We start from the raw sequence: 25,575 nt of genomic DNA, 5'->3' as shown, positions 1-25,575 counted from the left end.
CCTTACGTCGATCCAGCCGGGGGCCTCGGACGGCGAAGGCCCACCCCCTCATACGTAAGGAAGCGGCGTCCTGCTCACTCCCCGGACGGAGCGGCGGATCCCGGTGGGGCGGACCGCGGCTCCCCGGATCAGCGCCGGTCGCCGTAGCGCTTGCCGAGGAACCCCCCGACCAGGGCGGCCGTGCCGCCGCCGAGGATGGCCGCGCCCTGGGTGGCGGCGTCATGGGCGAGGAAGTACGTGGCCACCCAGATGTACGCCACGACCGTGCCCGCGCCCAGCAGCGAGCCGAACGCCTGGAGCCCCGTGTGGACCCAGTCCATGCGGCGGCGGTGCTCGCGCTCGCGCTGGAGCTCGGTGAGCATCCACTCCACCGTGCCGGGCCTGACCGCCTCCCACTCCTTGGCCTGCTCCACCGGCAGTCGGTCGCCCCAGGGCACCGCCGTCTCCGACGGGCTGCCCGGCGTGGGGTTCTCGCTCGTGTTCTCGGTCACGGGGCCTCCCCCGGGCGGTCCGGGCGGGGTGCGGGGTCCGGGCCCGCCCCCGGTGGAGGCGGACCGAGCGCGGTGAGGAAGTCGGCCATGTCCCGCTCCATCTCTCGCTCCACCGGACGTCGCGCCCGCCGGGCCGGGGGCTGGGGGATCGCCAGGGACGCCAGATATCCCTCGCGCAGCGCCTGCCAGGGCCCGGCGGGGCGGGCAGCCGCCTCCGCCGCGTCCGGGCGCAGGGCGTCGAGCCAGCGCGCCCGCCGGTCCCGCTGTCTGGCCGACGCGAAGCCGCGCGCCGCAAGCCCCAGCCACAGCAGGCCGAGACACCCGGGCCCCAGCCACCCCGGAATGTCGTCCCAGGAGTCCGGGGCGAGTGAGGGCAGGGCCACCGCCCCCGCCATGACGAGCAGGACCCCCAGCACGGTCGCGACAGGGGCGAGGATTCCGGTGCCCGCGCCGCTCGCCCGGGGGGCCGACCGCGCCGTGGCCCCCGCGGGGGCCGGGAGGGCCACTGTCTCGGCCCTGGGGGCGGACATGGGCTCAATCCGGGCCACGCCGCGCAGCAGCGCCTCGGCCTGCCCGGCAGTGAGCCGTCCTTCGGGGTCCTTGACCAGCAGACCCTCGATCAGCGGCCGTAGCGGACCCGCGTATGTCATGGGCGGCGGCGGATCGTTGAGCACCGCGCTCATCACCTCGTACACCGTCGTGCCCTCGAACGGCGCGTGGCCCTCGACGGCCTCGTACAGGGTCACGCCCAGGGACCACAGGTCGGCCTTGAGCATCGCTTCTCCGGCCACCGGGGAGGACGGGGACGTGAAGCGTTCCGGTGCCATGTAGCGGGGTGTCCCGACCATGGTGCCCTCTCGTTGGAAGGCCAGGCCGAGATGGTCCACCAGCACCGGGCCGCCGCCCGGGCGGAAGAGGACGTTCAGCGGTTTGACGTCCCCGTGGGCCATGCCCATCGCGTACAGCTCGCGTAATCCGCTCAGCACCCCCAGGCCGATCCGGGCGATCTCGGGCACGTCCGGCCGCCCGTACCACTCCCGCAGCCGGTCCGCCAGCGAACGCCGGTCGAGGCGCTCCATGACGATCCAGACCCGGCGGCCCCGCTGGGCCAGGTCGTAGATGGCGGGCAGGTGCTCATGCCCGGTCGTGGCGAGGACCCGCACCTCACGGCGCAGCCGTTCGACCCACCGCCGGAACGCCTCCGGATCCGGGTCCTCGACCGGGTGCAGCTCCTTGACGGTGACCGGGCGGCCGGACACCACATCACGGGCGTCCCACGCCGTGCTCAGGCCACCCCGGCCCATGCGCTCGCCCAGCTCGTACCGGCCGCTGATCACGGTCCTGTGGGGCGATTCCGGACCACTCCCCCGCTCATCCTCACCGGAGGTTCCCCCGGTCGTCATCCGCCTCCCCCTCCCCAGCCGGCTGACGCCCACAGTAAGGCGTCGGCCGGGCCGGGCGAAGAGGTCGTGCGCGCGGACACGCGTGCGGTGGCGCACCGGGCCTCATGAGGCGTCCTTGCCATAAGGCGCGCTGGTGAACACCACCTGGTCGTCGGTGCCGTCGGTCACCCAGTACCGTTGCGGCTTCTCCCCGTAGAGCGCGAAGAGCGGGTCCGGGCCCCAGGCCAGCACGACCTCGTCCTTGCCGTCGTGGTCGAAGTCCCCGGCGCCGTGGAGCCTGACGGCGCGCCGCTTCTTGGGCACCTCGCGGCCGTCCACGCGGGACGGGACGGTGCGGTCGAGGGTGCGGCGGTGGGCGATCTCTCCCGGGGCGTCCGGGCGGATCGTCAGCAGTTCGGTGCCACCGGTGCGCAGCGAGACCGCCAGTTCGTCGGTGCCGTCCCCGTCGGTGTCGGCGGCGGCGAGCACATCGCCGCCCAGGGCGGGGATCCTGATCGGCTCGGGGGTCGAACCGGCCGTGCGTTTGGTGTACACGCTCACCGACTGGCCGACGTCCGCGGGTTCGGTCTCATAGCCCGGTTCGTCATTGCGGCTGCCGGTGTCGGCGACCGCCACATCCCGCTTCCCGTCGCCGTCGAAGTCGCCGAAGGCGATCGCGTTGCCCCTGCGGAGGGTGCGACCGGTGGTGGCGAGGCCGTCCGGACCCGCCGTGAGCAGCGCGGACCTCGTCTGGTCGTCGTCGCCCTGCTCGTGCACCACCAGATCGGTGGGGCGGTCGCCGTCGATGGCGTCGGCGTACAGCTCCGCGATCTGGCCGCTGGAGCCGAGGGGGTTGGCGTACGTCTCGGTGCGGGCCGCCTCGCCGTCGCGGCCGAACGGGCCGTACAGCACATGGAAGTCCTTGCCGCTCTGGCGTACGGCGGCCAGATCGTGATGTCCGTCCCCGTTGAAGTCGCCCGTCGCCAGGGGCCGCGCGTTCTCGAGGCCGTCGTCGGCGTCGGCCAGCGGCACCGGAGTGGCGGGGGTGCCCCGGCGTGGCCCGCCGGGGCCGCCCCAGGCGATGTAGGGCAGCGTCTGGGTGGTGATGCGCACGCGCTCGCTACTGGCCGGGGCGCGCTCCTTGGTGGCGGTGACGATCACATCGGCGTAGCCGTCGCCGTCGAGGTCGGCGGTGGTCGCGGAGTCCATCTCGCCCACGGTGCCCTGCCACCCGGCACCGGTGGGCAGGCCGAGGTCGTCCCGGCCGAGCACGGTGCGCACGGCGGGGTCGGGGCCCTTCGCCGACCCGTACACATAGGCGATATGGCTCAGGCCGCCGAGGCCCTCGTCGTCGGAGGCGAGCGGGATTCTGAGCTCGGGGCGGCCGTCGCCGTTGAGGTCGTCCGCCAGTGCGCTGCCCTTGCCCCGGGGGACGGGAGCGGTCGCGGTGGGGGTGACGACGGGTGCGGCCGTGCTCTTCCCGGCCCCGTCGCCACCCTTGGTCTCACCGTCGCCGCCACCACCGCCACCGCCGCACGCGGTGAGCAGCGCCAGCGCGGCGGCACAGAGGGTGGCAGTGGCGGGACGGAGCCCGGTGGTGGGGGATGCCATCAGGACACGACAGCGCATCCGGCGGTGACGCGTCATCGGAGAGATCATTTCGTTACGGCGCACTCCCCTCGTTGCGGCTCTCCTCGCTACGGCGCGCTCCTCTCGTTACTGCGCGCTCCCCGCCAGCGGGTGTCCGCAGCGCAGATTCCACCGGCCCGCGCGGCCACTGAGCTCCGTCGCGGTGAGCGGGGCGACGTCCAGCCGCCAGAAAGTGGGCGCGGGAAGGCCGAGGGCGTGCACGAGCGCGGCCCGGACCACGGCCGGTTCCACGACGGCGAGCAGCCGCGCCGTACGGGCCGGGGCGGGCGGTGTCGCCGGTGCCGGTTCCTCCCGCCGCGCGTCCAGCCAGGCCCCGATCCGCTCCACCAGCTCCAGCAGCGTTTCGCCGCCGTGTGGCGCCGCGGCCGGATCGGACAGCCATCCGGCCACCTCCTCCGGCGCCTCCTGCCCCACCTCGTCCAGCGAACGGCCCCGCCAGCGGCCCATATCGAGATCGCGCAGCTCCGGCGTCACGGCGGCGTCGAGCCCCAGGGCCGCGGCGGTACCGCGGCAGCGCTCGGAGGGCGCGGTGAACGCCATGTCGTGGTGGGGCAGCGCCGCGGCCGCCGCCGCGGCCCGGCGCGACCCGGCCGCGTCCGGCGGGGCGTCGTCGAACCGCACCTGCCGCAGCGCCGCGTTGACGGCGGGCGCGACCAACGTGATCCGCACCACCCAGCCCCCTCCTCATCCGCGCCCTCCGCCCATGTGGAGGGCGCCTTCCGGGCTCCGCGCCGAGTGGCGGACGACCCTCGCGCCCACCGTCTCATGACGAGGACACCGATATGACCCGGGTGGCGGATCGCGCCACCCGGCAAGCCCAGCCGCGGATGCACACGGCCATGAACCCCGAGACGGTGGAGATATCGGACATCACCGACCGGGTTGGGGTGCTGTGGTATGCGCGTGACCGGACTTGGGCATGCTGGGCTGTTCATCGAGACCGCGGCGGGGTCGGTGCTCTGTGATCCATGGGTCAACCCCGCCTTCTTCGGCTCATGGTTTCCGTTCCCGGACAACACCGATCTGGACTGGGCGCACTACGGGCGCGCGGCGGACTATCTGTATGTCTCCCATCTGCACCGCGACCACTTCGACGCGGAGAATCTGCGCCGGACCGTGCGCAAGGACATCACCGTGCTGCTTCCCGCCTTCGCCACCGATGAGCTGGAACGCGAGCTGAGCGCGCTGGGTTTCACCAAATTCCTCCGCGCCCCCTCCGGTACACCGGTCGAGCGCGACGGTCTGCGCATCATGATCACCGCGCTGACCGGCCCCGGGGACGGCCCGATCGGCGACTCCGCGCTCTCGCTGGACGACGGCCGGACCGTGCTGCTCAACCAGAACGACGCCCATCCGCTGGACATCGCGGCGATCCGGGAGTTCGGCGAGGTGGACGCGTACTTCGTCCAGTTCTCCGGGGCGATCTGGTACCCGATGGTGTACCAGCTGCCACTCTCCGCCAAGAAGGAGTTCGCCGCGCGCAAGCGGCAGGGGCAGTTCGACCGGGCGCTGCGCTACATCGACGCGGTGGAGGCCAAGCATGTGTTCCCCAACGCGGGTCCGCCGTGCTTCCTCGACGACGAGCTCTTCGAGCACAACGGCACCGGCCAGGACGGGGAGAGCATCTTCGTGGACCAGCTGGAGTTCCTGCGTCAGCTGGGCCGGGCACGCCCGCGGGTGGCGGCGCATCTGCTGCTGCCGGGAACGGTGGCGGAGCCGGAGGACACCGCGTGCAAGCTCACCCACCGCTACACCGAGACGGAGATCGAGCACATCTTCGGCGAGAAGCCCGCGTACTTGCGGGAGTTCGCCGGCCGGCAGCGGGCCGCGCTCGCCGCCGAGCGCGCCTCACGGTCCCCCGCGCTGCCCCGCGAGCGGCTGCTGACCGAGCTGAAGCAGTGGTGGGAACCGCTGCTGACCAGGGCGGACCGGATCTGTGCGGGGGTCGGCGGCCCGGCGCGGCTGGATGTGGGCGAGGTGTCGATCGTGATCGACTTCCCGGCGCGGGAGGTCCGCCTCTGGGACGGTGAGCGCTGCCGTTACACGCTGTCCACCTCGGCCGATCTGGTGGCCACCAACATCGAGCGGCGCGAGGTGGACTGGTCCAACAGCCTGCTGCTGTCGATGCGGTTCACCGCCAGCCGGATCGGGCCGTACAACGAGTTCCTGTATGTGTTCTTCAAGTGCCTGTCGATGGAGCGCATCGAGTACGTGGAGAACTACTACGACTCCTGCCAGGACGACGGCCAGGACATCGTGCTGGACGGCTGGCAGGTGCAGCGGCGCTGCCCCCATCTGCGCGCCGACCTCGGCCGCTTCGGGCAGATCGAGGGCGAGGTGCTCACCTGCACCCTGCACGGCTGGCGTTACGACCTCACCACGGGCCGCTGTCTGACCGCGGACGGACACGACATCCGCGCCTCGGCCGTGTCGTGACCCGCCTCGCCGGGCGGTGGCGTGATCGCCGCCACCGCCCGGCGAGTTGCCCTGGAGTGCTCTTCAACTCCTAGCGTCGGGCCACGTCACCACACGACCGACGCAAGGGGACCACCGTGCGCTGCACACTGTTCGGCAGGACCGGCCTTCGGGTGAGCGAGCTGAGCCTGGGTGCCATGACCTTCGGCGAGGACTGGGGCTGGGGGGCCGCCAAGGAGACCAGCCGGCGGCTGCTGGACCTCTACGCTGACGCGGGCGGCAACTTCATCGACACCGCCAACAACTACACCGGCGGCAGTTCGGAAGCCATCCTCGGCGAGCTGCTCGAGGGCCGCCGGGAGGGCTTCGTCCTGGCCAGCAAGTACACCTGCGCGACCCGCAAGGGCGATGTGAACGCGGCGGGCAACCACCGCAAGAACCTGGTGCGTTCGGTGGAGGACAGCCTGGAGCGGCTGCGCACCGACCGCCTCGATGTGCTGTGGGTGCACGCCCGGGACAACTTCACCCCCGTCGAGGAGGTGATGCGGGCGCTCGACGATCTGGTGCGGGCCGGAAAGGTGCTGTACATCGGGGTGTCCGACTGGCCGGCCTGGGAGATCGCCCAGGCCGGCACGCTCGCCGAGCTGCGCGGCTGGACCTGCTTCGCGGGCTCACAGCTGCGCTACAACCTGCTGGAGCGCACCCCCGAGCGCGAACTCCTCCCCCAGGCCCGCGCCTTCGACCTGGCCGTGCTGGCGTGGGGCCCGCTCGCGGGTGGCAAGCTCACCGGCAAGTACCGCCGCGGTGAGCCGGGACGGCTGACCACCCATGCCACCTGGGACGACCGCACGGAACACAACGAGGAGGCCACCATCACCGCGGTGCTGGAGATCGCCGAACAGGGCGGCTGGACCCCGGCCCAGGTGGCGCTTTCCTGGCTGCGCGGCCGCCCCGGCACCGTGATCCCGATCGTCGGTGTCACCCGGGAGTCCCAGCTCACCGACGCCCTCGGATCGGTCGACGTCCGGCTCGACGCCGCCGCGGTGGCACGGCTGGACGAGGTCAGCGCGGTGCCACTGGGCTTCCCGCATGACTTCGTACGGGACCCGGGCATCACCGAGAACATCTACGGCGACCGCTGGGCCGAGATCGACGACCGCCGCTCCACCCACCGCCGCGCCACGAGCGGAATCCTCTAGGAGTACATGCGGCGGCAGCGCGCGCCGCGCCCTGGTGGCACGGGCCGTCCCTACGATGGGTGGGGCCAGCGACGACCGGTACGACAGGAGCGATGCGCCATGCCCGAGGCCCCGAAGCCGGCCGGCTCCCCCGCCCGCCAAAACGTCACCTTCCCCAGCGCTGGAGCCACCGCGCACGGCTACCTCGCGCTGCCGCCGTCCGGGCGGGGCCCCGGACTGATCGTCATTCAGGAGTGGTGGGGCCTGGACCACCACATCGCCGATGTCACCGACCGGCTGGCCCGCGAGGGCTTCGTCGCGCTGGCACCCGATCTGTACGGGGGCAGCGTCGCCCACAACGCCGACGAGGCGTACCGGATGATGCAGGAACTGCCGGTGGGGCGCGGGGTCGAACTGCTCTCCGGGGCGGTGGACCACCTCCTCGGCCGGCCCGAGGTCACCTCCGACACCGTGGGGGCGGTCGGCTTCTGCATGGGCGGCGGCTTTGTGCTGTATCTGGCCGCCGCCGATCCCCGGGTCAGCGCGGCGGTGCCCTTCTACGGCGTCATCCAGGGCGAGCTGCCGGACTTCTCGGGGCTGCGGGCGGACGTCCTGGGCCACTTCGGGGAGAACGACAACACCATTCCGCTGGACGGTCTGGAGCGGCTGCGGCGGGTCATGCGGGAGGAGTCCGGGGTGGAGCCGGATTTCCGGCTCCACCCCGCGGGTCATGCCTTCTTCAATGACGAGCGCCCGTCCTATCACGCGGAATCCGCGGCATCTGCCTGGCAGAGCACGCTGGGCTTCCTGCACCAGCGTCTGGACTGACGAAATCGGCTTACCCCAGGAAAGGGCCTTAAGGCTTCATGAAGCCTTAAGGCCCTTTTAAGGTCGGACCCGGAGAACCCGTCACCGTTCAATTCTCAACCACATTTCCCCGAAAAATTTCTGTCCGGCCCTGAGACGACTCCCGCATCCGCCCGTATGGCATGGCGGACAGCTCGAAAAGGAGTCGACATGACACGCAAAAGGACACTCAGCGGCAAGAAGAAGCTCGGCCTGCTGATTGGTTCGCTGGCGCTGGCAGGCACCGGCGCCGGGGTACTGGCCGCCACCAGCAACGCCAGCACCGAGGGCTCGGCACAGTCCTCGACGGCCTGCGCCGGACTGGAGCAGGCGCTGGCCAACAATCAGAAGTTCATCGCTGATCAGCAGGCCAATCCGGATGCGCAGTCACAGGCGCGGATAGCCAACCGGCAGGCCGTCATCGAGGAGATCAAGCGGAAGCAGCAGGCGTCGGGGTGCGCCGTCGACGAGGCCGCGGGCCAGGCGGAGGGGGCCGCGGGCCAGGACGAGGCGGCGGCCCCGGCCGGGGGCGGCGCCTCCGCATCGGCTTCCGCGTCGGCGGGGGCCTCGGACTCCGGCACCGGTGACGCCGGCGCCTCGGGCGAGGTCGTCTGCGCGGGGTCGACCGTCACCCTGTCCGGCGAGGGCGGGGCCCCGGCCGCCTCCAGCAATGAGTTCCCGGTCGGCACCAAGCTCAAGGTGACCAATCTCGACAACGACAAGTCGACAACCGTCTCGGTCACCTCGACCTCGGGCAGCTGCGCACTGCTCAACAACGCCGCCTTCGAGCAGGTCCGCGAGCCGGGCAAATTCCTGATCCGCAACGCGCGCATCGAACGCGTGGGCTGAACCGGCCACACCGGCCGCCGCGCGGCGGCCGGTGTGTCACGGGGGTGCACACCGGCCGTTCGGCGGACCGCCCTCACGCGGGCGCGAACCGGCGATCTGACCGCCATGTCCGACTGTGACCGGTATCGCAGGGTGAGTCCTCGGCACCTGGGTACCCGCTGACCATGAACAGAAATGAGCAGCCAATGCTCACTCCCGATCTGCCGCCGGTCGTCGACGTACCGGACCTGACCTTCTCCCCTCAGGGACGTCACTCCGACGAGTCGAGGCGCGCGGCGGAGCGGAACGGTGACCAGGAAACCCCCACCTCCGCCCGCACTCCCTCCCCCGACCGGCGCCGCCTGGCGGCGTGACGGACGGACCCTCAGCCCGCGACCGATCCCCTCGCGTCGCCGCCCCGACGGCCGGAGCCATCGGGATGATCTCGTGCACTCCCCGTGTTGACCATCGGCACGGGGAGACGCAAGGCGAGTTTTCGCACACGAGACTAGGGGACGGACATCATGCCGTTGCAGGGTGAGTACGAGCCGAGCCCGGAGAAGTTCGTACGCGATCAGGTCGAGTTGATCGAGAGCTCCGGTGGCACCGAGGGCACGACCATGCGGGGCATGCCCGTGGTCGTCCTGACGACGCTGGGTGTGAAGAGCGGGAAGATCCGCAAGACCCCGCTGATGCGAGTGGAGCACAACGGCACCTATGCCGTCGTCGCCTCGCTGGGCGGCTCCCCCAAGCATCCGGTCTGGTACCACAACATCGTGGCCGACCCGCGGGTCGAACTTCAGGACGGCCCGCTGCGGCAGGACATGATCGCGCGCGAGGTCACCGGCGAGGAGAAGGCCCGGTGGTGGGAGCGCGCCGTCGAGGCGTACCCGGACTACGCCGACTACCAGACGAAGACCGACCGCCAGATCCCGGTCTTCGTGCTGGAGGCGGCGGCCACAGCGCACTGACCCGCGGGTCCCGGCGCGTTCCGGCGCGCCGGGCGCCTGTGGATCACCGGGAGCCCCCGTGTGATCGACGTCAAAGCATGCCTGTTTGATGGATCGGGTAGCCGGGAGCCGACCCGGGATCCGTACCCAAGGAAGTGCGCCACATGAACACGACAGACACCTCAGACTTCGTGCCCATCTACGACAGCCTCGTGGCGGAGCACGGCGACGTCCCCGCGGAGGCCCGGGAGGCGGCCGAGGAAATCCAGCGCGAGGCTGCCGAGGCCCTGGACTGGAGCAAGGTGCGCGGCGGCGGCTGACGCACTCCGGCCCCGCCTCCCGGGGCCGCCGCATCCGGCTCCGTGAGCGGCCCTCCGTCATCTGCCCGGAAGGCCGCTCGACACCCCTCACCTTCGATAAGCTGCCGATGACGCACTGTGCTTGATGGCGTCGACACTTATCTCATGAGGGGAAACAGTTGACTACAGGGGTCGAGACTTTCGAGTTTCAGGTCGAGGCACGACAGCTTCTGCAGTTGATGATCCATTCGATCTACTCGAACAAGGACGTCTTTCTGCGCGAGCTCATCTCCAACGCTTCCGACGCGCTGGACAGACTGCGCCTTGAATCGCTCCGCGACGAGAGCCTTCAGGCGGACACCTCTGATCTCCACATCGCCATCGAGATCGACCAGGAGTCGCGCACGCTGACCGTCCGCGACAACGGCATCGGCATGTCGCATCAGGGGGTCGTGGAGCTCATCGGCACGATCGCGAACTCCGGCACCGCGAAATTCCTCAAGGAGCTGCGGGAGTCGAAGGACGCGGCCGCTTCCGCGGATCTCATCGGGCAGTTCGGAGTGGGCTTCTACTCCAGCTTCATGGTGGCCGACGAGGTGACCATGGAGACCCGGCACGCCGGGGAGAGCCAGGGCACCCGCTGGGTCTCCAGCGGCGAGGGCACCTACACGATCGAGCCGGTCGACGACGCCCCCCAGGGCACCTCCGTGACGCTGAAGCTCAAGGCGGAGGACACCGAGGACCACCTCTACGACTACGCCTCGCCCTGGAAGATCCGGGAAATCGTCAAGCAGCACTCGGACTTCATCACCTGGCCGATCAGGATGGCCCCTGCCCAGGCCCCGGCCGGCACGGACGAGGCGGAGCAGGCGGAGGAGGGCGACGAGAAGGCGCCCGAGCTCGAGACCGTCAACTCGATGAAGGCGCTGTGGGCCCGTCCCAAGGACGAGGTCACCGACGAGGAATACCACGAGTTCTACAAGCACATCAGCCATGACTGGGTCGATCCGCTCGAGACCATCCGCATGCAGGCGGAGGGCACCTTCGAATACCAGTCGCTGCTGTTCATTCCGGCCCGGGCACCGCAGGACCTGTATATGCAGGACCGCAAGCGGGGTGTGCAGCTCTACGTGAAGCGCGTCTTCATCATGGACGACTGCGAAGCGCTGATGCCGGAATACCTCCGCTTCGTCAAGGGCGTGGTGGACGCCGCGGACCTCTCGCTGAACGTCTCGCGGGAAACCCTTCAGCAGGACCGCCAGATTCAGCTGATGCGGCGCCGCCTGGTGAAGAAGGTGCTCTCGACGGTGAAGGACATCATGTCCTCCGACGCGGAGCGCTACGCGACCTTCTGGAAGGAATTCGGCCGCGTTCTCAAGGAGGGTCTCCTCAGCGATCTGGAGAACCGCGAGGCGATCCTCGAGGTGTGTTCGTTCGCCTCGACCCAGGACGCCGAGCAGCCGACCACGCTGCGCGGTTATGCCGAGCGCATGAAGGACGGGCAGGAGCACATCTACTACATGACCGGCGAGTCCCGGTCGATCGTGGAGAGCTCGCCCCATATGGAGGCGTTCCGGGACAAGGGCTTCGAGGTGCTCCTCCTCACCGACCCCATCGACGAGCTGTGGGTCGACGCCGTGCCGGAGTTCGACGGCAAGCAGCTCCGTTCCATCGCCAAGGGGCAGGTCGACCTCGACTCGAAGGACGAGAAGGACGAGGAGGCGGAGGCCGAGCGGGAGCAGCGGCAAAAGGACTTCGCCGAGCTGCTCTCCTGGATGACGTCGACGCTGAGCGAGCAGGTCAAGGAGGTGCGGCTGTCCTCGCGGCTGACCACCTCCCCGGCCTGCATCGTCGGGGACACCTTCGATGTCACTCCGGCCCTGGAGAACATCTACCGTTCGATGGGCCAGAACCTGCCCCAGATCAAGCGCATCCTGGAGCTGAACCCCACCCATCCGCTGGTCAGCGGGTTGCGCAAGGCCCACGCCGAGCGCAAGGACGACAGCGGTCTCGGGGAGACGGCCGAGCTGCTCTACAGCATGGCGCTGCTCGCCGAGGGCGGTGAGCTGAGCGATCCGTCGCGCTTCATCAAGCTGGTGGCGGAGCGGGTGCAGCAGACGCTGTAGCCACGCCTTGGCGTGCGGCGGGGCGGTCCCACTCGGGCCCGCCCCGCTTCGCGTCGGTCACCGTCCGGGACAGGCCGCCGCGGAGGCGTCGATCAGCTGCCGCAGCGCGCCGTGGTAGACCTCGTGGTCGGTCAGCGCGTCCACGACCACGTTCAGGTTTCCGGTGAGGGCCGGGAAGTCCTCGGGGTCCAGCGCGGCGAGCGCGGTACGCGCGGCCGTGCGCACCCGCTTCGCGTCGCGGTGGTCGACGAAGGCCACGGCGCCGAGGGTGAGCAGATACAGCCGCCGGTAGACCCGGATCGCCACCTCGGGGGCCATTCCGGCGGCGATGCTGTGCGCCAGCTGCGGCTCCACGAGGCGGCTCAGCAGATGCGGCCCCCACCAGGCGCGGCCCGACCGCAGCGCCACAAGACCGGGGTGCTCGATCAACACCTCGTAGAACGCGGCGAAGCGGGCCTCGGTGGCGGTGGCCCAGTCCTGGTCCTGCCCCACCAGCGGCATCCGCGCGGCCAGCCGGTCCGCGCACGCGATCACCAGACCGTCGAAGTCACCGCAGCGGCGGAAGACCGTGGCATGGGAGACCCCCAGCAGCTGCGCCACCCTGCGGAAGCTCAGCGCCTCGGGCCCCTCGTCGTCGACGACGGTCAGGGCGGCCTCGGCGATGGCCTCCAGGGTGGGCTGGTCGGCTCGGTCCTTGTTTCGCACACCCCGAGCGTACCAGTGGTTGTTACACTGTTTCAGTGACTGTTTCCATTGAGGACGTAACTGCCGCGGCCCAGCGGGTCGCGGGACATATCCGGCCCGTGGCGCTCGCACCGGTGGAGCAAGGGGCGTGGGGTGCGGCCGAGGGATGGCTGGCCCTGGAGTTCCTCCAGTACACCGGCACCTTCAAGGCGCGGGGCGCGTTCAACTTCATCAGGGCCCACCGGGAGGCGGGCACCCTGCCGGACGCGGGTGCCGTCATCGCCTCGGGCGGAAACGCCGGGCTGGCGTGCGCCTGGGCGGCTGCCCAGCACTCCGTGCCCGCCACCGTGTTCGTGCCCGAGACCGCGCCGGTGGTGAAGGTGGACCGGCTGCGCCGGCTCGGCGCCGCGGTCCATCAGATCGGCACCGAGTACGCCGACGCGCGGGACGCCGCCCAGAAGCACGCCGCCGAGACCGGTGCCCTGCTGTCGCACGCGTACGACCATCCGCTGATCGCCGCCGGGGCGGGCACCGTGATGGAGGAGATCCTCCAGGCCCGGCCCGATCTGGACACCGTGGTGGTGGCGGTCGGGGGCGGCGGGCTGTTCACCGGGGTCGCGGTGTCCGCCCTGGAGCGCGGAGTGCGAGTCGTCGCGGTGGAGCCGTACGGCTGCCGGGCCCTGAACGCCGCGCTGGAGGCCGGTGCGGTGGTCGACGTCCCGGTGGACTCGGTGGCGGCGGACTCGCTCGGGGCCCGCCATGTGTCCTCGGCCGCGCTGGAGTGGGCCCGCAAGGACGGGGTGCGGTCGGTCCTGGTGTACGACGAGGCGATCGTCTCCGCGCGGCAGGCGCTGTGGGACGACCGCAGGATCGCGGTCGAGCACGCGGCGGCCGCGGCGCTGTCGGCCCTGACCTCAGGCGCGTACCGGCCGCGGCCCGGGGAGAAGGTCGCCGTGCTCCTCTGCGGCGCCAACACCGACCCCGCGGATCTCACCCACGGCCGCTGAGCGGTGTCCGGCGGTACGCGTACGCCTGCGGCGGGCTGCTCTCCTACCCGCCCCTTCCCTCAACTGGGGCTCCGCCCCAGACCCCGCTCCTCAAACTCCCCCAGCTACCGCTGGGAGGTGCCCCCTGGAGAGGCTGGAAGGCGGGGCTCCGCCCCGGGCCCCGGGGTCCAGGGGCGAAGCCCCTGCCACGCGGCGGAGCCGCATATCGGTGCTGCGGGAAGGGGCGGGGAGGGGGAAGCCCCGTACGATCGGCTACGCGCCGTCGTACGCCGCCTGAAGCGCGGCGATGTCGAGCTTGCCCATCTTCATCATCGCCTCGGTGGCCCGCTTGGCCTTCCCCGGGTCCGCGTCGGCGATCATGTCGATCAGGACGGTGGGGACGATCTGCCAGGACACCCCGAACTTGTCCTTCACCCAGCCGCAGGGGCCCTCCTCGCCGCCCTCGGAGAGCTTGCTCCAGTAGTAGTCCACCTCGTCCTGGTCCGCGCAGTGGACCTGGAAGGAGATGGCCTCGCTGAAGGTGAACTGCGGCCCGCCGTTGAGCCCCACGAACTTCTGCCCGTTGGCCTCGAACTCGACGGTCAGCACGCTCCCCGCGGGGCCACCGGGCTCGACCCCGGTGTAGTGGGTGATCCGTCCGAGCCTGGAGTTCTTGAAGATCGAGATGTAGTGCTGCGCCGCCTCTTCGGCTCGGCCGTCGAACCACAGGCACGTGGTGAATCCGTCGCTGGCCATCAGTACCTCCTGCGTTGGGGAGCGTTCACCCCTACAGACCGCTCCCCCGCCGGGAACTCATCGGTCCTCGGCCGATCCGTTTTCCGTGAGGTAGTGGTGCAGCCGGCAGGAGCCCTCGAGCATCGCCGTGGCCCGCTGGGCGAGCCCCTCCTGACGTCGGGCGATGACCGTGCGCAGGGCCTCGCTGCTCCCCGTGCGGCGCAGACCGTCGAGGACGGGCCGGATCTGGGGCAGCGGATAGCGGACCTGGCGCAGCAGGTCGATCATCCGGGCGTCCCGGACGTCGGACGGCCCGTAGACGCGGTAGCCGGTGCTCCGGTCGCGCCGAGGGCGCAGCAGACCGGCGGACTCCCACACCCGCAGGGCCGAGGTGCGCAGCCCCAGACGGGCGGCCACCTCGCCGATGCGCAGCGGCCCGGAGCGTGACGGCGCCGACGCGTCCGGAGTCTGCTCGGCGACCACTTCGAGCGCCTTCCCCGCCGCCTCGAGGGAGAGCCGCTGGTCATGGAGCGCCGCATGACCGGCGTTGACCAGGGTGAGCGCCAGGGCGACGTCCTCGTCGTGGACCGCCCGCATGACCTCGCGGGCGGTCTCGGCGCCGTATCCCGGCATCAGGGCCCGGTAGGTCACCAGGGCTCTGCGGTGCCGGTCGTCGAGTCTGCGGTATCCGGCGGGGGTGCGGGCGGCCGGGGGCAGGATGCCCGCGTCGACGTAGTTGCGGATCTGCTGGGTGGAGACACCCGCCATACGGGCCAGGTCGACGGGGCGCAGCGCGGCGTCCGTACGGCTCACGGTTCGTCACTTTCGCATCGAGGATTCACGGGCGAGTTGAGGGTTGACGCCCACGATATCGCGGTGCCTCCGGCGGGGTTGGGCGGAAAGCCGATAAAAGTCTCAACATGCACTTCAATGAAACACTTGAAGGCATGGATGTCAGCGAAATCAAGGTCCGTGGCGCCAGGGAAAACAACCTCCAGGGCGTGAGTGTGAACATTCCCAAGCAGCGGCTCACGGTCTTCACCGGTGTCTCCGGATCCGGTAAGTCCTCGCTCGTCTTCGACACCATCGCCGCGGAGTCGAGGCGGCTCATCAATGAGACCTATACGGCGTTCGTCCAGAACTTCATGCCGACGCCCGGCCGGCCGGACGTCGACTCGCTGCGGAATCTGAGTGCGGCGATCATCGTGGACCAGGAGCCGATGGGCGCCAACTCCCGTTCCACCGTGGGCACCGCCACCGATGCCCACACCCTGCTGCGGATCCTGTTCAGCCGGATCGGCAGCCCGTACGTCGGCCCTCCCCTCGCCTTCAGCTTCAACACCGCCGAGGGCATGTGTCCGGGGTGCGAGGGGCTCGGCCGGGTCACCGACATCGACATCGGCCAACTCGTCGACAGGGAGAAGTCGTTGAAGGAGGGGGCGATCACCGTCCCCGGATTCGAGGTGGACAGCTGGCACTGGCAGGTTATGGCGGCCTCCGGCCTTTTCGACCCCGATACCAGGCTCCGGGACTACACCCCGGACCAGTGGGAGGACTTCCTCCACAAACCGGCCACCAAGATCAAGGTGGGGAAGAACAACCTCACCTACGAGGGGCTGGTGACCAAGGTCCGCCGGCAGTACCTGGCGAAGGACCGGGAGACGATGCAGGCGCGCATGCGCGCCTTCGCCGACCGGGCCATGACCCTGGCCGAGTGCCCCGAGTGTGAGGGCGCCCGGCTGTGCGAGGCCGTCCGGTCCTGCCGGATCGACGGCCGCTCGATCGCGGACTGCTCGGCCCTCCAGATCAGCGATCTGGCGGAGTTCGTACGCGGGATCCGGGACGATTCCGTCGGGCCGGTGCTGGAGAGCCTGCGCGCGCTCCTCGACTCCCTGGTCGAGATCGGCCTGGGGTATCTGAGCCTGGACCGGGAGTCCGGCACCCTGTCCGGCGGCGAGGCCCAGCGGGTGCGGATGGTCCGGCATCTGGGCTCCAGCCTGACCGATGTCACCTATGTCTTCGACGAGCCCACGGTGGGCCTGCATCCGCATGACATCGAGCGCATGAACCGGCTGCTGCTCCAACTGCGGGACAAGGGCAACACCGTGCTGGTCGTGGAGCACAAACCGGAGACCATCCGGATCGCCGACCATGTGGTGGACCTGGGGCCCGGCGCCGGGGTGGCGGGCGGGCGGATCTGCTACCAGGGCGACCTGGCGGGCCTGCGCGCCTCCGACACCCTGACCGGGCGCTATCTGGACCACCGGGTGCGGCTGCGGGAGAAGGTGCGGCAGGCCACCGGGCAACTGCCGGTCCGGGGCGCCCGGCTGCACAATCTGCGGGATGTGAGCGTGGACATCCCGCTCGGTGTGCTCACCGTCGTCACCGGTGTCGCCGGATCGGGCAAGAGCTCCCTGATCCATGGGTCGCTGTCCGGGCGGGAGGAGGTGATCGTCGCGGACCAGTCGGCGATCCGTGGCTCCCGCCGCAGCAACCCGGCCACCTATACGGGGCTCCTCGATCCGATCCGGACGGCGTTCGCCAAGGCCAACCGGGTCAAACCGGGGCTGTTCAGCGCCAATTCGGAGGGCGCCTGCCCGCGGTGCAAGGGCATCGGGCTGATCTACACCGACCTCGCCATGATGGCCGAGGTGGCCTCGGTGTGCGAGGACTGCGAGGGGAGGCGGTTCCGGCCCGAGGTGCTGACGTACCGGCTGCGCGGGCGGAACATCAGCGATGTCCTGGGCATGTCGGTGGCCGAGGCGCTGGCGTTCTTCACCACCGGGCAGGCCCGGGTGATCCTGGACCGGCTGGCCGCGGTGGGGCTGGGCTATCTGGCCCTGGGCCAGCCGCTCACCACGCTCTCCGGGGGTGAGCGCCAGCGGCTGAAGCTGGCCATCAACATGGCGCGGAGCGGCACGACGTACGTCCTGGACGAGCCGACCACCGGACTGCACCTCGCCGATGTGGACCAGTTGCTCGCCCTGCTCGACCGGCTTGTCGACACGGGCAACACGGTCGTCGTCATCGAGCACCACCAGGCCGTGATGGCCCATGCGGACTGGATCGTCGACATGGGCCCGGGGGCGGGCCACGACGGCGGTCAGGTGGTGTTCACCGGGACCCCCGCCGACCTCGTGGACACCGGTGGCTCGCTCACCGCCGTCCACCTGCGCGACTACGTCAAGCGGACGTGAGCCCCCCGCCCTGGTGGTCCCGTCCCGTCGGCGGGACCACCAGGGCGGCACGGCGCGTCAGGGCGCGGGCGGGGGTGCGGGAGCGCCCGCGGGCGGCGGGATCTTGGCGTAGGCGGCCGTGGTGGCGCCCGTCTCGGCGGGCGCCACCACGCTCTCGCGCGGCATCAGGGCGTCACGCGCCGCGCCCGGGTCCCAGCCGGTGTCGACCACCCGCTTCTGCACCAGGATCGCCGCCCCGAGGACCGCGAGGCCGAGCAGCACGATGACCACGAGCCCGGCGGCGCCACCGGCCTTGCCCGCGTTGCCGATGAGCGCGCCGAACCAGCCGAAGTCGGCGTCGCCGAAGGTGGTGTTCTGGTCGCCGAACGCGCCGAGCACCTTGAGCAGCAGGGCGGGGAGGAAGGTGATGAGCAGCCCGTTGAGGAACGCCCCCACGACCGCGCCGCGCCGACCGCCGGTCGCGTTGCCGTAGACCCCGGCCGCGCCGCCGGTGAAGAAGTGCGGCACCAGACCGGGCAGCACCAGGGCGAGGCCGAAGGCCGGGTTGAAGATCCAGGTGAGCAGGGCCAGGCCGATCAGCCCGCCGGTGAAGCTGGAGATGAACCCGATCAGCACCGCGTTCTGCGCATACGGGAAGACGATGGGCGCGTCGAGCGCGGGCAGGGCGCCGGGGACGACCTTCCGCGCGATCCCCTGGAAGGCGGGGACCAGCTCGCCGAGGATCGTACGGACGCCGAAGAGGATCACCGCGACCGCGATGCCGAACTGGAGCCCCTGCATCACGGACTGCATCAGGTAGTTGCCGGTACCGGTGGCCACGGCGCCACCGGTGCCCGTGGCGAACGCCTTGAAGGCGGCCTTCTGCCCCTCCTTGATGAGCAGGAGGACCGCCATGACCAGGTAGATCAGCAGCATCGACAGGGCGGTGGCCACCATCGAGTCGCGCAGGAAGCGCAGCCCCTCGGGGAGCTTCATCTCCTCGGTGGAGCGGCTGCGCTTGCCGACCACCTTTCCGGCCGCGCCCGCCACGATGTACCCGGCCGTGCCGAAGTGGCCGATGGCCACGGTGTCGCTGCCGGTGACGCGCTTGGTCCAGGGGTGGGCGAAGGCGGGCATCGCGACCAGCATGATGCCCAGCAGCACACCGCCGACGGCCACCACGACGATGGTCGAGCGGCCGCCGTTGGCCAGGACCACGGTCAGCAGCGTGGCCATGAAGAGCATGTGGTGCCCGGTCAGAAAGACATAGCGGAGCGGGGTGAACCGGGCCAGCAGCAGGCTGACCACGAAGCCCAGGATCATCAGCCAGGCGACCCGTGAACCGAACTGGTCCTGGGCGATGCCGACGATGGCCTCGTTGGTGGGGATGACGCCGTGGGCGCCGGTGACGCCCTGGATCATGGTGCCCAGCGGGGCGAGGGAGTCGGTGACCAGCCCCGCTCCCGCGCCGATCAGCAGAAAGCCGAGGGTCGCCTTGATGGCGCCGCCGATGATCTGCCCGGTGCTCTTCTTCATCGCGATGAGTCCGACGGCGGTGATGATGCCGATCAGATACGCGGGCTCGCTCAGAATCTCATTGACGAGAAACGTGGCAAGGGTGACAAACCAGCCCATGGTGCTTCCTCAGTCCCCGTCGTTCAGACGTCGTACGTGTCCCGGAGCACCGCGTCCACCTCGGCGGTGCTGGTGAAGTCCTGGACGACCTTCACCGGCCGTCCCACATCGCCCAGGGTCCTGGCGATCTCACGGGAGGTCAGCAGGGCCACGGCCTCGGATGCCTTGCCCTTCGCGGAGATGGTGTCGGTGGCCTCCACGGTGACGAACCTCGACCAGCCCCAGCGGTCCAGCACCTGCTCCAGGGTGTTCTTGAGGAACAGGCTGGTGCCGACGCCGTTGCCGCAGACGGTGAGGATCTTGTGCAGCGAACCCGCCCGGGGCTCGGGGGCGGCGGACGGCTCGGACGGCTCCGGCCCGGAGCCGTCCTCCGGCCGCTCCCCGGCCAGTACGGCGTGCAGCGCCTCCGGGGTGGGCGCGGCAGCGAGGGCGGCCGCCGTGTCGGGGTCGCCAAGGAGCCGTGCCAGGCTCGCCATCGCGGAGGTGTGCGCCGCGGAGTCCTGGGCGGCCAGGGCGACGACGAGGGTGACGGGGTCGTTGGACTCATGCCCGAATTCCACGGGCCCGGCGAGCCGGACCCAGGACATCCCGGTGGACAGCACCGCCGGGGACGGCCGGGAGTGGGCGAAGGCCACACCCGGCGCGATGACGATGTACGGCCCGTTCTCCTCGACGTTGGCGACCATCTCGCGGGTGTACTCGTCGGTGGTGGCTCCCGTGTCCACCATCAGACGGCCGGCGGCACCTATCGCCTCACGCCAGTCGGCCGCCCGTACGTCGAGCCGGACGGCCTCGACGGGGAGCAGGTCTTTCAGATCTTCCATGCAGGTCATCATGGCTGACATGGCTCTGTCACACAGCCCCCGGGGGCGGAAGCGGAGCGGCAGCCTCCGCAGTGTCCGGCAAGCATACGAAGACGAGAACCGCGAGCGCCTCGCACCCCCCGGCGGCCACCAGGGCGCCGGGCAGTGACCAGGTGGCGAGCGGACCGGCGAGGGCCGCGCCCAGGGCGAAGCCGGTGATCTTCAGACTGGCGCCGGTGGTGAAGACCTGGCCGCGCAGCCGCTCGGGCGCCTCCCGGTGGCGGATCGCGAACAGGGCCGTGAGCTGGGGGCCCTCGGCGGCGCCGGTGAGCAGCACGGCGGCGATCAGCGCGGCCGGGTGGCCGGTGGCCGCGAGCAGGGGCGCGAGGACGAGCAGCAGGGCGCCGCCGAGGAGCACGGTGTCCGGGCCCGGCGGGCGGGGGCGGCGGGAGAGGACCGCGTTGGCCACGAGGGCCGACGCGGCGGTGGCGGACAGCAGCAGGGCGCCGTGGTCGGCGCCGCCGAGCACGGCCGCGCCGAGCGGCGGCCAGCAGGTGAGCAGCGCGCCCTGGCCGACGCAGGAGACGACGGAGGTGGCGGTGGCCCGGGCCAGGGGCCGGTGGTGGGCGATGAAGCGCAGCCCGGCGGTGAGATCGGCGACGACCGACGTGGCCGGCGGCTCGACCGGCGCGGACCGAGCGGGCGCGGGGAGCGCCCAGGCGGCGGGCAGCGCGAGGCCGATCAGCGCGATGGACACCACCACGGCGGCCGGTGCTCCGGCCGCCCCCGCGACGGCCCCGGCGAGTGCGGGCCCCACCAGCGCGGCGAGGCTGAACGTCATCGCGTCGAGCGCGGTGGCGCGAGGGAGGCCCGGCGGCGGTGCCACCCGGGGCAGTTGGGAGGTCCATCCGCCGGACAGGGCCGGTCCCAGCAGACCCGCGCCCACCGCGAGGAGAACCGTGAGGGCGAACGGCACCCGTCCCAGGCCCATGACGATCGCGGCCAGCCCCGCCGCGTAGAGGGCGAGTGCCACGGCCAGGAGCCGGCCCGGCCGGGCCGAGCGGTCGAGCAGCACCCCGAAGAGGGGTCCGCCGACCGCCGCCGCGGCCATGATGCCCGCCAGCAGCGCCGGGCCCGAGGAGGGCGAACCGGTGAGCACCGGCCCGGCCAGCAGCAGCGCGGGGCCGGACATCTCGTCCCCCGCGCGGGCGGCGGCCGCCCCGCCCAGATAGCACCCCAACGCGTAACGCCCCGCCATGCGGAGCACGTTACGCACCTAACGCAAAACCTCACCAGGTGCGTTACATTGACGTCATGTCACCGCCCTCGAACGACGACTGGTCCACCCGGCACTCGGTACGGGCCACCGCCCGGCGCACCGCCGCCCTCGTCAACGCCCTTACCGCGGAGCCGGCCCCGGACCCCGCCGCGATCGCCGGGCTGCTGCTCGATCACGGTGAGTCCGGCCCGCTCGAGCTCACCGCCGACGATGTCGCGGGGATGCGCACCGCCGCACTGCGGCTGCGCGAGGTGTTCGCCGCGGGCCATGTCGACGAGGCCGCCGGGGTGCTGAACCGGCTGCTGCGGGAGGGCACGGGCCCGCTCCGGCTCAGCTCGCACGACGGCCGCTCGCCCTGGCATCCCCACCTGGACAGCGACGACGAGGCGCCGTGGGGCGAGTGGTTGCTCGCCTCGTCGTGCATGGCGCTGACCGTGCTGCTCTGGGAGGGTCAACGCCCGCCCGGCGGTCTGTGCTCCTCCCCGAGCTGCGGCGATGTCTTCCTCACGGTGGGCAGCGGACCGGAGCGCCGCTACTGCTCACGCCGGTGCGCGACCCGCGAGCGGGTGGCCGCCCACCGGCGCGCCAAGGCCGGGGCCGGATCCCGAACGCCGTAGCCCGAGTTCCGTAGCCCGAACCCCGTAGCCCGAACTCCGTGCGGGGACGCACGCGTCAGCCGGTGTGCACCGCGTAGGACGAGTCCCCCCGCGCCGGGTCCTGGACATGCCGGGCCCGCCGTCCGTGGCCTCCGAACCGGGAGCCGAGCCAGCCGAGCAGAAACCCGGCGGGAATGGTGATCAGACCCGGATTGCGGAGCGGGAACCAGTGGAAGTCGCGCTCGGGGAAGACCGAGAGCGGGTTGCCGGAGATCGCCGGGGAGAAGGCCATGGCCACGGCGGTGAGCAGAAGCCCCCCGTACAGCGCCCAGCGCAGTCCGTTCACCGTGAAGCCGCGCCACAGGGTGCCGTAGAGCACGACGGGCAGCAGGGCCGAGGCGGCGGCCGCGAAGGTGAAGGAGATCAGGACCTGCCGGTTCCAGTGCTGGGTGACGATGGCGAGGACGACGGCCACGACGCCGACGACCACGATGGCCGTACGGGCCGCGGCCAGCTCCCGGTTCGCCGAGAGCCCGCCCTTGAAGACGACCTTGGCCAGGACGTCATGGGCGAGGGAGGCCGCGGCGGCCAGGGTGAGTCCGGCGACCGCCGCGAGAGTGGTGGCGACGACCGCGCAGGCCACGACGGAGAAGAGCAGGCTCTGGTCGGCCTCCTGCGCCGACGGGTCCAGGGCGAGGGTCAGCAGCAGCAGCGAGTCGCTGCCGGTGGGGTCGGAGGCGCGCAGGACGCGCGCGCCGACGACGGCGGTGGCTCCGGCGCCCACGATCACGATCAGCCCGAGGATGGTGGTGACCGCGCCCACCGCCCAGGTGGTGGCGGCGCGGGCGGCCCGCATGCCGCGGATCGGATGGAGCCGCATGGTGAGGTGGGGCATGCAGGCCGCGCCGAGGGCGAGGGTGAGCTGCACGCTGATGACGTCCATGCGGCCGCTGAGGGAGTCCCCGTACTGGCGGCCGGACTGCCAGAAGCCGTCGCCGTAGCCGCTGGCGTCGGCCGCGGCGTCGAAGAGGGTGGCCGGGTTCCAGGAGAAGCGCTTCAGCACCAGACAGGCGAGCAGGACGAACGCGGCGAGCAGCAGCACCGTCTTGAGGATCTGGACGAATCCGGTGCCTTTCATCCCGCCGAGGGCGGCGTAGCAGACCATGAGCGAGCCGATGAAGATGGTACAGCCGGTGACCGCGCCGCTTCCCGGGATGCCGAGCAGCAGGGCCAGCATGGCGCCCGCGCCGTTGAGCTGGACCAGCAGCAGCGGCATGACGACCACCAGCACCACGACGGCGGTGCCGATGCGGGCGGGGCGTTCGCTCAGCCGCTCGGAGAGGACGTCGCCGAGGGTGAACCGCCCCCGTCCGCACAGCGGTCCGGAGAGGACCAGCATGAACATCAGGATGGAGAGCACGGTCGAGGTGGCGATGAGCACACCGTCGAACCCGGCCAGGGCGATGGTGCCAGTGGTGCTGAGCACGGTGGCGGCGGAGATGTAGTCGCCCGCGATGGCCAGGCCGTTCTGCATCGGGCTGAGCGCGCCGGTGCCCAGGTAGAACTCGGTGGGGTCGTCGTTGCCGGTGGCCGCGAGGATGCACAGCAGGAACGAGACGGCCATGAAGCCCGCGAAGAGCACGAACGCGAGCGTTCTGGGGTCGAGAAAGCTCACCGCTCCCCCTCCCCCGCGGTGCCGGCCCGGCGGTGGGCCCGGGCCAGGACGGTGAGCAGCACCGCCGCGTCCAGGCCGATCAGCATGGCGCCCACGGTGAACCCGCCCCCCGCGCCGAGGTTGACGACGCCTTCGGCGGCGCAGTTGACCACCACGGCGGCCACATGACAGGTGAGCGCGGTACAGGCCGCCCGCGCCGACCAGGGCCACGGCCGCTGCCACGGTGAGCGCCGTGTCGGCGGGGGCGGCGCCGCGGAGCGGGGCGGGAAGGTCGCGGTGCGGGGCGCGGTGCGGGACGGGACGGACGGGACGGACGGGAACGGACCCCAGGGGCGGTCGTGGTCGGACATGTCGCGGCTCCTTGTGCGGGTTCCGTCCCGGGTCACCGGGACGGAAACGCCACGACAGCAGGTCAGAAAGGTCGCGTACAGCCCAACCCGCGGACCGTGTGACGGCCGCACATGGTCGGCGCGGAGCCGTTGTGCACGCCCACATCGGCTCAGGCAGACGGGTGGTTCTCAGGGCGTCAGCAGCCGGTGCGCGGACAGCGCGAGCGACAACTCCATGACCTCGCGCGGGTGGTCCAGCGAACGCCCGGTCAACTGCTCGTAACGGCGGAGCCGGTTGAGCACCGTGTTGCGGTGGCAGAACAGCAGCCCGCCCGCGCGGCGCGCCGATCCCCCGGCCTCCAGCCAGGCGGCCAGCGTCGTCAGCAGCATCTCCCGGTCGGCGGACTCCAACGCCAGGACCGGTCCGAGCATCCGGTCGGCGAGCGCGGTGCCGAGGTCCGGGGAGGACACCACCAGCGCCTCCGGATAGCGCTCCTCCAGCAGCGCCGCGGTCCCGGCGGCCGGGCGGGTACGCAACGCCGTATCGGCGAGTCTGCGCGCCGTGTTGATCGCGGCGAGGCCGGTCACGGCGGGGCTGACCCCGGCCCGTGCGCCGGGCGGCACCTCCAGCCCGCGGACCAGCCGCTCCGCGCCGCTGCCGCTGCCGCCGTCGCCGTCGCCGAGCAGCACGATGGCGTGGGCGGTGCCCTCCGCCGTGTGCCAGACCGTACGGAGTCCGTCGCCCACCTTGACGGAGTGCGGCGTCCGGCACGGTGCGTCGGCGTCCTCCAGCGCCACGACCGCGTAACGCCCCTGCTCGGGCAGGCCGAGGACCTGCTCCGCCTCGGGGAAGTCGCTCACCCGCGCGGTGCCGTCGAGCAGGGCCGCGACGATGATCCGGTAGCGGTTCTCCCGGTGCCAGGAGAGCTGCCGCTCGACCTCCTGGTACGCCGTGGCGACGAGGGTGCAGTGCTCGTCGACGAAGTTCCACACATCGGCGGCGACATGGACCAGCGACTGGGCGCCGAGCGGGTCCTCCTTCGATGCGGTCTCCAGGAGGTGCTCCCAGACGACGGTGCAGCCGATGCGGTACGCGTGCAGCAGCGCGTCCAGCGGAAAGCCCTGGGCGGCGCGGTCGGTGCCGATCCGCCAGGCGCAGGACCGGGCCGATTCGCGCGTCTCCTTGGGGTGCACCAGCGAGCGCACATTGTGGCTGAGCGAGTCGTGGACCTCCCGCCACACCTCGTGCGGGTCCACGGCGGCGGAACGGTAGGCGGGCTCCCGCTCCTTCATCAGCGCGACGATACGGTCCGTCAGCCGTGGCACCTCCTCGATGAGCACCCGGGCGGTGCGGTGCAGCAGCGCCACGGTCTCGGCGTCGGCCCGCGACCGGATCGGCGGACGGGCGGCGGGCATCCGGGGCGGCGTCCGGACCCGGTCGGCGGACAGGCGGGGGGCGCGACCCATGGCGGGGACGGAAGCGCGGGAGCCGGTGACTGGGTGCATGGACGT

General features: G+C 71.4%; 24 protein-coding genes. 11 read left to right on the top strand and 13 right to left on the bottom strand.

Features of this window, described 5'->3' with window-relative positions:
• Positions 1-128 precede the first annotated feature (128 nt).
• From KHP12_RS47415 to KHP12_RS47400, 4 genes are all read right to left on the bottom strand, one after another.
• Positions 129-491: a hypothetical protein gene (locus KHP12_RS47415; protein WP_086883345.1), complete on the bottom strand. Its 363-nt coding sequence runs from the start codon at positions 489-491 to the stop codon at positions 129-131.
• Positions 488-1,894 carry a serine/threonine-protein kinase gene (locus KHP12_RS52645; RefSeq protein ID WP_211834665.1) on the bottom strand — a complete coding sequence of 469 codons (1,407 nt, stop codon included), beginning with the start codon at positions 1,892-1,894 and terminating at the stop codon, positions 488-490. Before KHP12_RS52645 ends, KHP12_RS47415 begins: the two co-directional genes overlap by 4 nt.
• Positions 1,895-1,996: 102 nt before the next feature.
• Positions 1,997-3,484, bottom strand: a complete 1,488-nt coding sequence (locus tag KHP12_RS47405) for an FG-GAP-like repeat-containing protein (RefSeq protein ID WP_246648921.1) — start codon at positions 3,482-3,484, stop codon at positions 1,997-1,999.
• Between the two features lie 105 nt (positions 3,485-3,589).
• On the bottom strand, positions 3,590-4,195 hold the full coding sequence (locus tag KHP12_RS47400) for a histidine phosphatase family protein (RefSeq protein WP_037965661.1): 606 nt from the start codon (positions 4,193-4,195) through the stop codon (positions 3,590-3,592).
• A gap of 225 nt (positions 4,196-4,420) precedes the next feature.
• On the opposite strand from KHP12_RS47400, the gene KHP12_RS47395 reads away from it, so the two are divergent.
• The 8 genes from KHP12_RS47395 to htpG all read left to right on the top strand — a co-directional run bounded on the left by KHP12_RS47395 (position 4,421) and on the right by htpG (position 12,165).
• Positions 4,421-5,959 carry a Rieske 2Fe-2S domain-containing protein gene (locus tag KHP12_RS47395; protein WP_086883348.1) on the top strand — a complete coding sequence of 513 codons (1,539 nt, stop codon included), beginning with the start codon at positions 4,421-4,423 and terminating at the stop codon, positions 5,957-5,959.
• Positions 5,960-6,075: 116 nt separating this feature from the next.
• Entirely contained in the window at positions 6,076-7,137 is a 1,062-nt protein-coding gene (locus KHP12_RS47390) for an aldo/keto reductase (protein ID WP_086883349.1), read from the top strand.
• Between the two features lie 99 nt (positions 7,138-7,236).
• Positions 7,237-7,944 carry a dienelactone hydrolase family protein gene (locus KHP12_RS47385; protein ID WP_086883350.1) on the top strand — a complete coding sequence of 236 codons (708 nt, stop codon included), beginning with the start codon at positions 7,237-7,239 and terminating at the stop codon, positions 7,942-7,944.
• A gap of 189 nt (positions 7,945-8,133) precedes the next feature.
• On the top strand, positions 8,134-8,811 hold the full coding sequence (locus KHP12_RS47380; RefSeq protein WP_086883351.1) for an SCO2207 family protein: 678 nt from the start codon (positions 8,134-8,136) through the stop codon (positions 8,809-8,811).
• A 185-nt stretch (positions 8,812-8,996) separates the two neighbouring features.
• Positions 8,997-9,164, top strand: coding sequence for a hypothetical protein (locus KHP12_RS47375; protein ID WP_167442602.1), 168 nt, complete (start codon positions 8,997-8,999; stop codon positions 9,162-9,164).
• 150 nt (positions 9,165-9,314) lie between these two features.
• A complete protein-coding gene (locus tag KHP12_RS47370; protein WP_086883352.1) occupies positions 9,315-9,761 on the top strand; it encodes a nitroreductase family deazaflavin-dependent oxidoreductase in 447 nt (148 codons plus the stop codon).
• Positions 9,762-9,904: 143 nt separating this feature from the next.
• Positions 9,905-10,060, top strand: coding sequence for a hypothetical protein (locus KHP12_RS47365; protein WP_166482928.1), 156 nt, complete (start codon positions 9,905-9,907; stop codon positions 10,058-10,060).
• 218 nt (positions 10,061-10,278) lie between these two features.
• Positions 10,279-12,165, top strand: coding sequence for a molecular chaperone HtpG (htpG, locus tag KHP12_RS47360; protein WP_244203015.1), 1,887 nt, complete (start codon positions 10,279-10,281; stop codon positions 12,163-12,165).
• Between the two features lie 57 nt (positions 12,166-12,222).
• Here the strand turns inward: htpG and KHP12_RS47355 are convergent, their stop codons facing one another.
• Positions 12,223-12,870 carry a TetR/AcrR family transcriptional regulator gene (locus KHP12_RS47355; RefSeq protein WP_086883354.1) on the bottom strand — a complete coding sequence of 216 codons (648 nt, stop codon included), beginning with the start codon at positions 12,868-12,870 and terminating at the stop codon, positions 12,223-12,225.
• A 35-nt stretch (positions 12,871-12,905) separates the two neighbouring features.
• On the opposite strand from KHP12_RS47355, the gene KHP12_RS47350 reads away from it, so the two are divergent.
• Complete coding sequence (locus tag KHP12_RS47350) at positions 12,906-13,856, top strand: serine/threonine dehydratase (protein ID WP_211834663.1); 951 nt, start codon at positions 12,906-12,908, stop codon at positions 13,854-13,856.
• Between the two features lie 252 nt (positions 13,857-14,108).
• Here the strand turns inward: KHP12_RS47350 and KHP12_RS47345 are convergent, their stop codons facing one another.
• Complete coding sequence (locus tag KHP12_RS47345; RefSeq protein WP_086886577.1) at positions 14,109-14,591, bottom strand: VOC family protein; 483 nt, start codon at positions 14,589-14,591, stop codon at positions 14,109-14,111.
• Between the two features lie 57 nt (positions 14,592-14,648).
• Positions 14,649-15,383, bottom strand: a complete 735-nt coding sequence (locus KHP12_RS47340; RefSeq protein WP_086886576.1) for a MerR family transcriptional regulator — start codon at positions 15,381-15,383, stop codon at positions 14,649-14,651.
• 134 nt (positions 15,384-15,517) lie between these two features.
• Between KHP12_RS47340 and KHP12_RS47335 the strand changes: the two genes are divergently transcribed.
• Complete coding sequence (locus KHP12_RS47335; RefSeq protein ID WP_210608919.1) at positions 15,518-17,767, top strand: ATP-binding cassette domain-containing protein; 2,250 nt, start codon at positions 15,518-15,520, stop codon at positions 17,765-17,767.
• 57 nt (positions 17,768-17,824) lie between these two features.
• Here KHP12_RS47335 and ulaA read toward each other — a convergent pair whose 3' ends face one another.
• From ulaA to KHP12_RS47320, 3 genes are read right to left on the bottom strand one after another with little or no spacing between them, the layout of a single operon-like run.
• On the bottom strand, positions 17,825-19,381 hold the full coding sequence (ulaA, locus tag KHP12_RS47330) for a PTS ascorbate transporter subunit IIC (protein ID WP_086881151.1): 1,557 nt from the start codon (positions 19,379-19,381) through the stop codon (positions 17,825-17,827).
• 23 nt (positions 19,382-19,404) lie between these two features.
• Positions 19,405-20,205, bottom strand: coding sequence for a PTS sugar transporter subunit IIAB (locus KHP12_RS47325; RefSeq protein ID WP_086881150.1), 801 nt, complete (start codon positions 20,203-20,205; stop codon positions 19,405-19,407).
• A 28-nt stretch (positions 20,206-20,233) separates the two neighbouring features.
• Positions 20,234-21,442 carry an MFS transporter gene (locus tag KHP12_RS47320; RefSeq protein ID WP_245010017.1) on the bottom strand — a complete coding sequence of 403 codons (1,209 nt, stop codon included), beginning with the start codon at positions 21,440-21,442 and terminating at the stop codon, positions 20,234-20,236.
• A 56-nt stretch (positions 21,443-21,498) separates the two neighbouring features.
• Here KHP12_RS47320 and KHP12_RS47315 point away from each other — a divergent pair, with 56 nt between their 5' ends.
• Entirely contained in the window at positions 21,499-22,080 is a 582-nt protein-coding gene (locus KHP12_RS47315) for a CGNR zinc finger domain-containing protein (RefSeq protein ID WP_086882524.1), read from the top strand.
• A gap of 55 nt (positions 22,081-22,135) precedes the next feature.
• Here KHP12_RS47315 and KHP12_RS47310 read toward each other — a convergent pair whose 3' ends face one another.
• The 3 genes from KHP12_RS47310 to KHP12_RS47300 form a co-directional block, all read right to left on the bottom strand.
• Positions 22,136-23,734, bottom strand: coding sequence for a sodium/solute symporter (locus KHP12_RS47310; protein ID WP_086882525.1), 1,599 nt, complete (start codon positions 23,732-23,734; stop codon positions 22,136-22,138).
• Positions 23,731-24,084, bottom strand: a complete 354-nt coding sequence (locus tag KHP12_RS47305) for a hypothetical protein (protein WP_086882526.1) — start codon at positions 24,082-24,084, stop codon at positions 23,731-23,733. The genes KHP12_RS47310 and KHP12_RS47305 overlap by 4 nt, the downstream gene beginning before the upstream one ends.
• 168 nt (positions 24,085-24,252) lie before the next feature.
• Positions 24,253-25,569 carry a PucR family transcriptional regulator gene (locus KHP12_RS47300; RefSeq protein WP_211834662.1) on the bottom strand — a complete coding sequence of 439 codons (1,317 nt, stop codon included), beginning with the start codon at positions 25,567-25,569 and terminating at the stop codon, positions 24,253-24,255.
• Positions 25,570-25,575 lie beyond the last annotated feature (6 nt).

Source organism: Streptomyces asiaticus, assembly GCF_018138715.1.
Classification (GTDB): Bacteria; Actinomycetota; Actinomycetes; order Streptomycetales; family Streptomycetaceae; genus Streptomyces; species Streptomyces asiaticus.
This window is presented reverse-complemented; position numbering and strand designations above follow the sequence as displayed.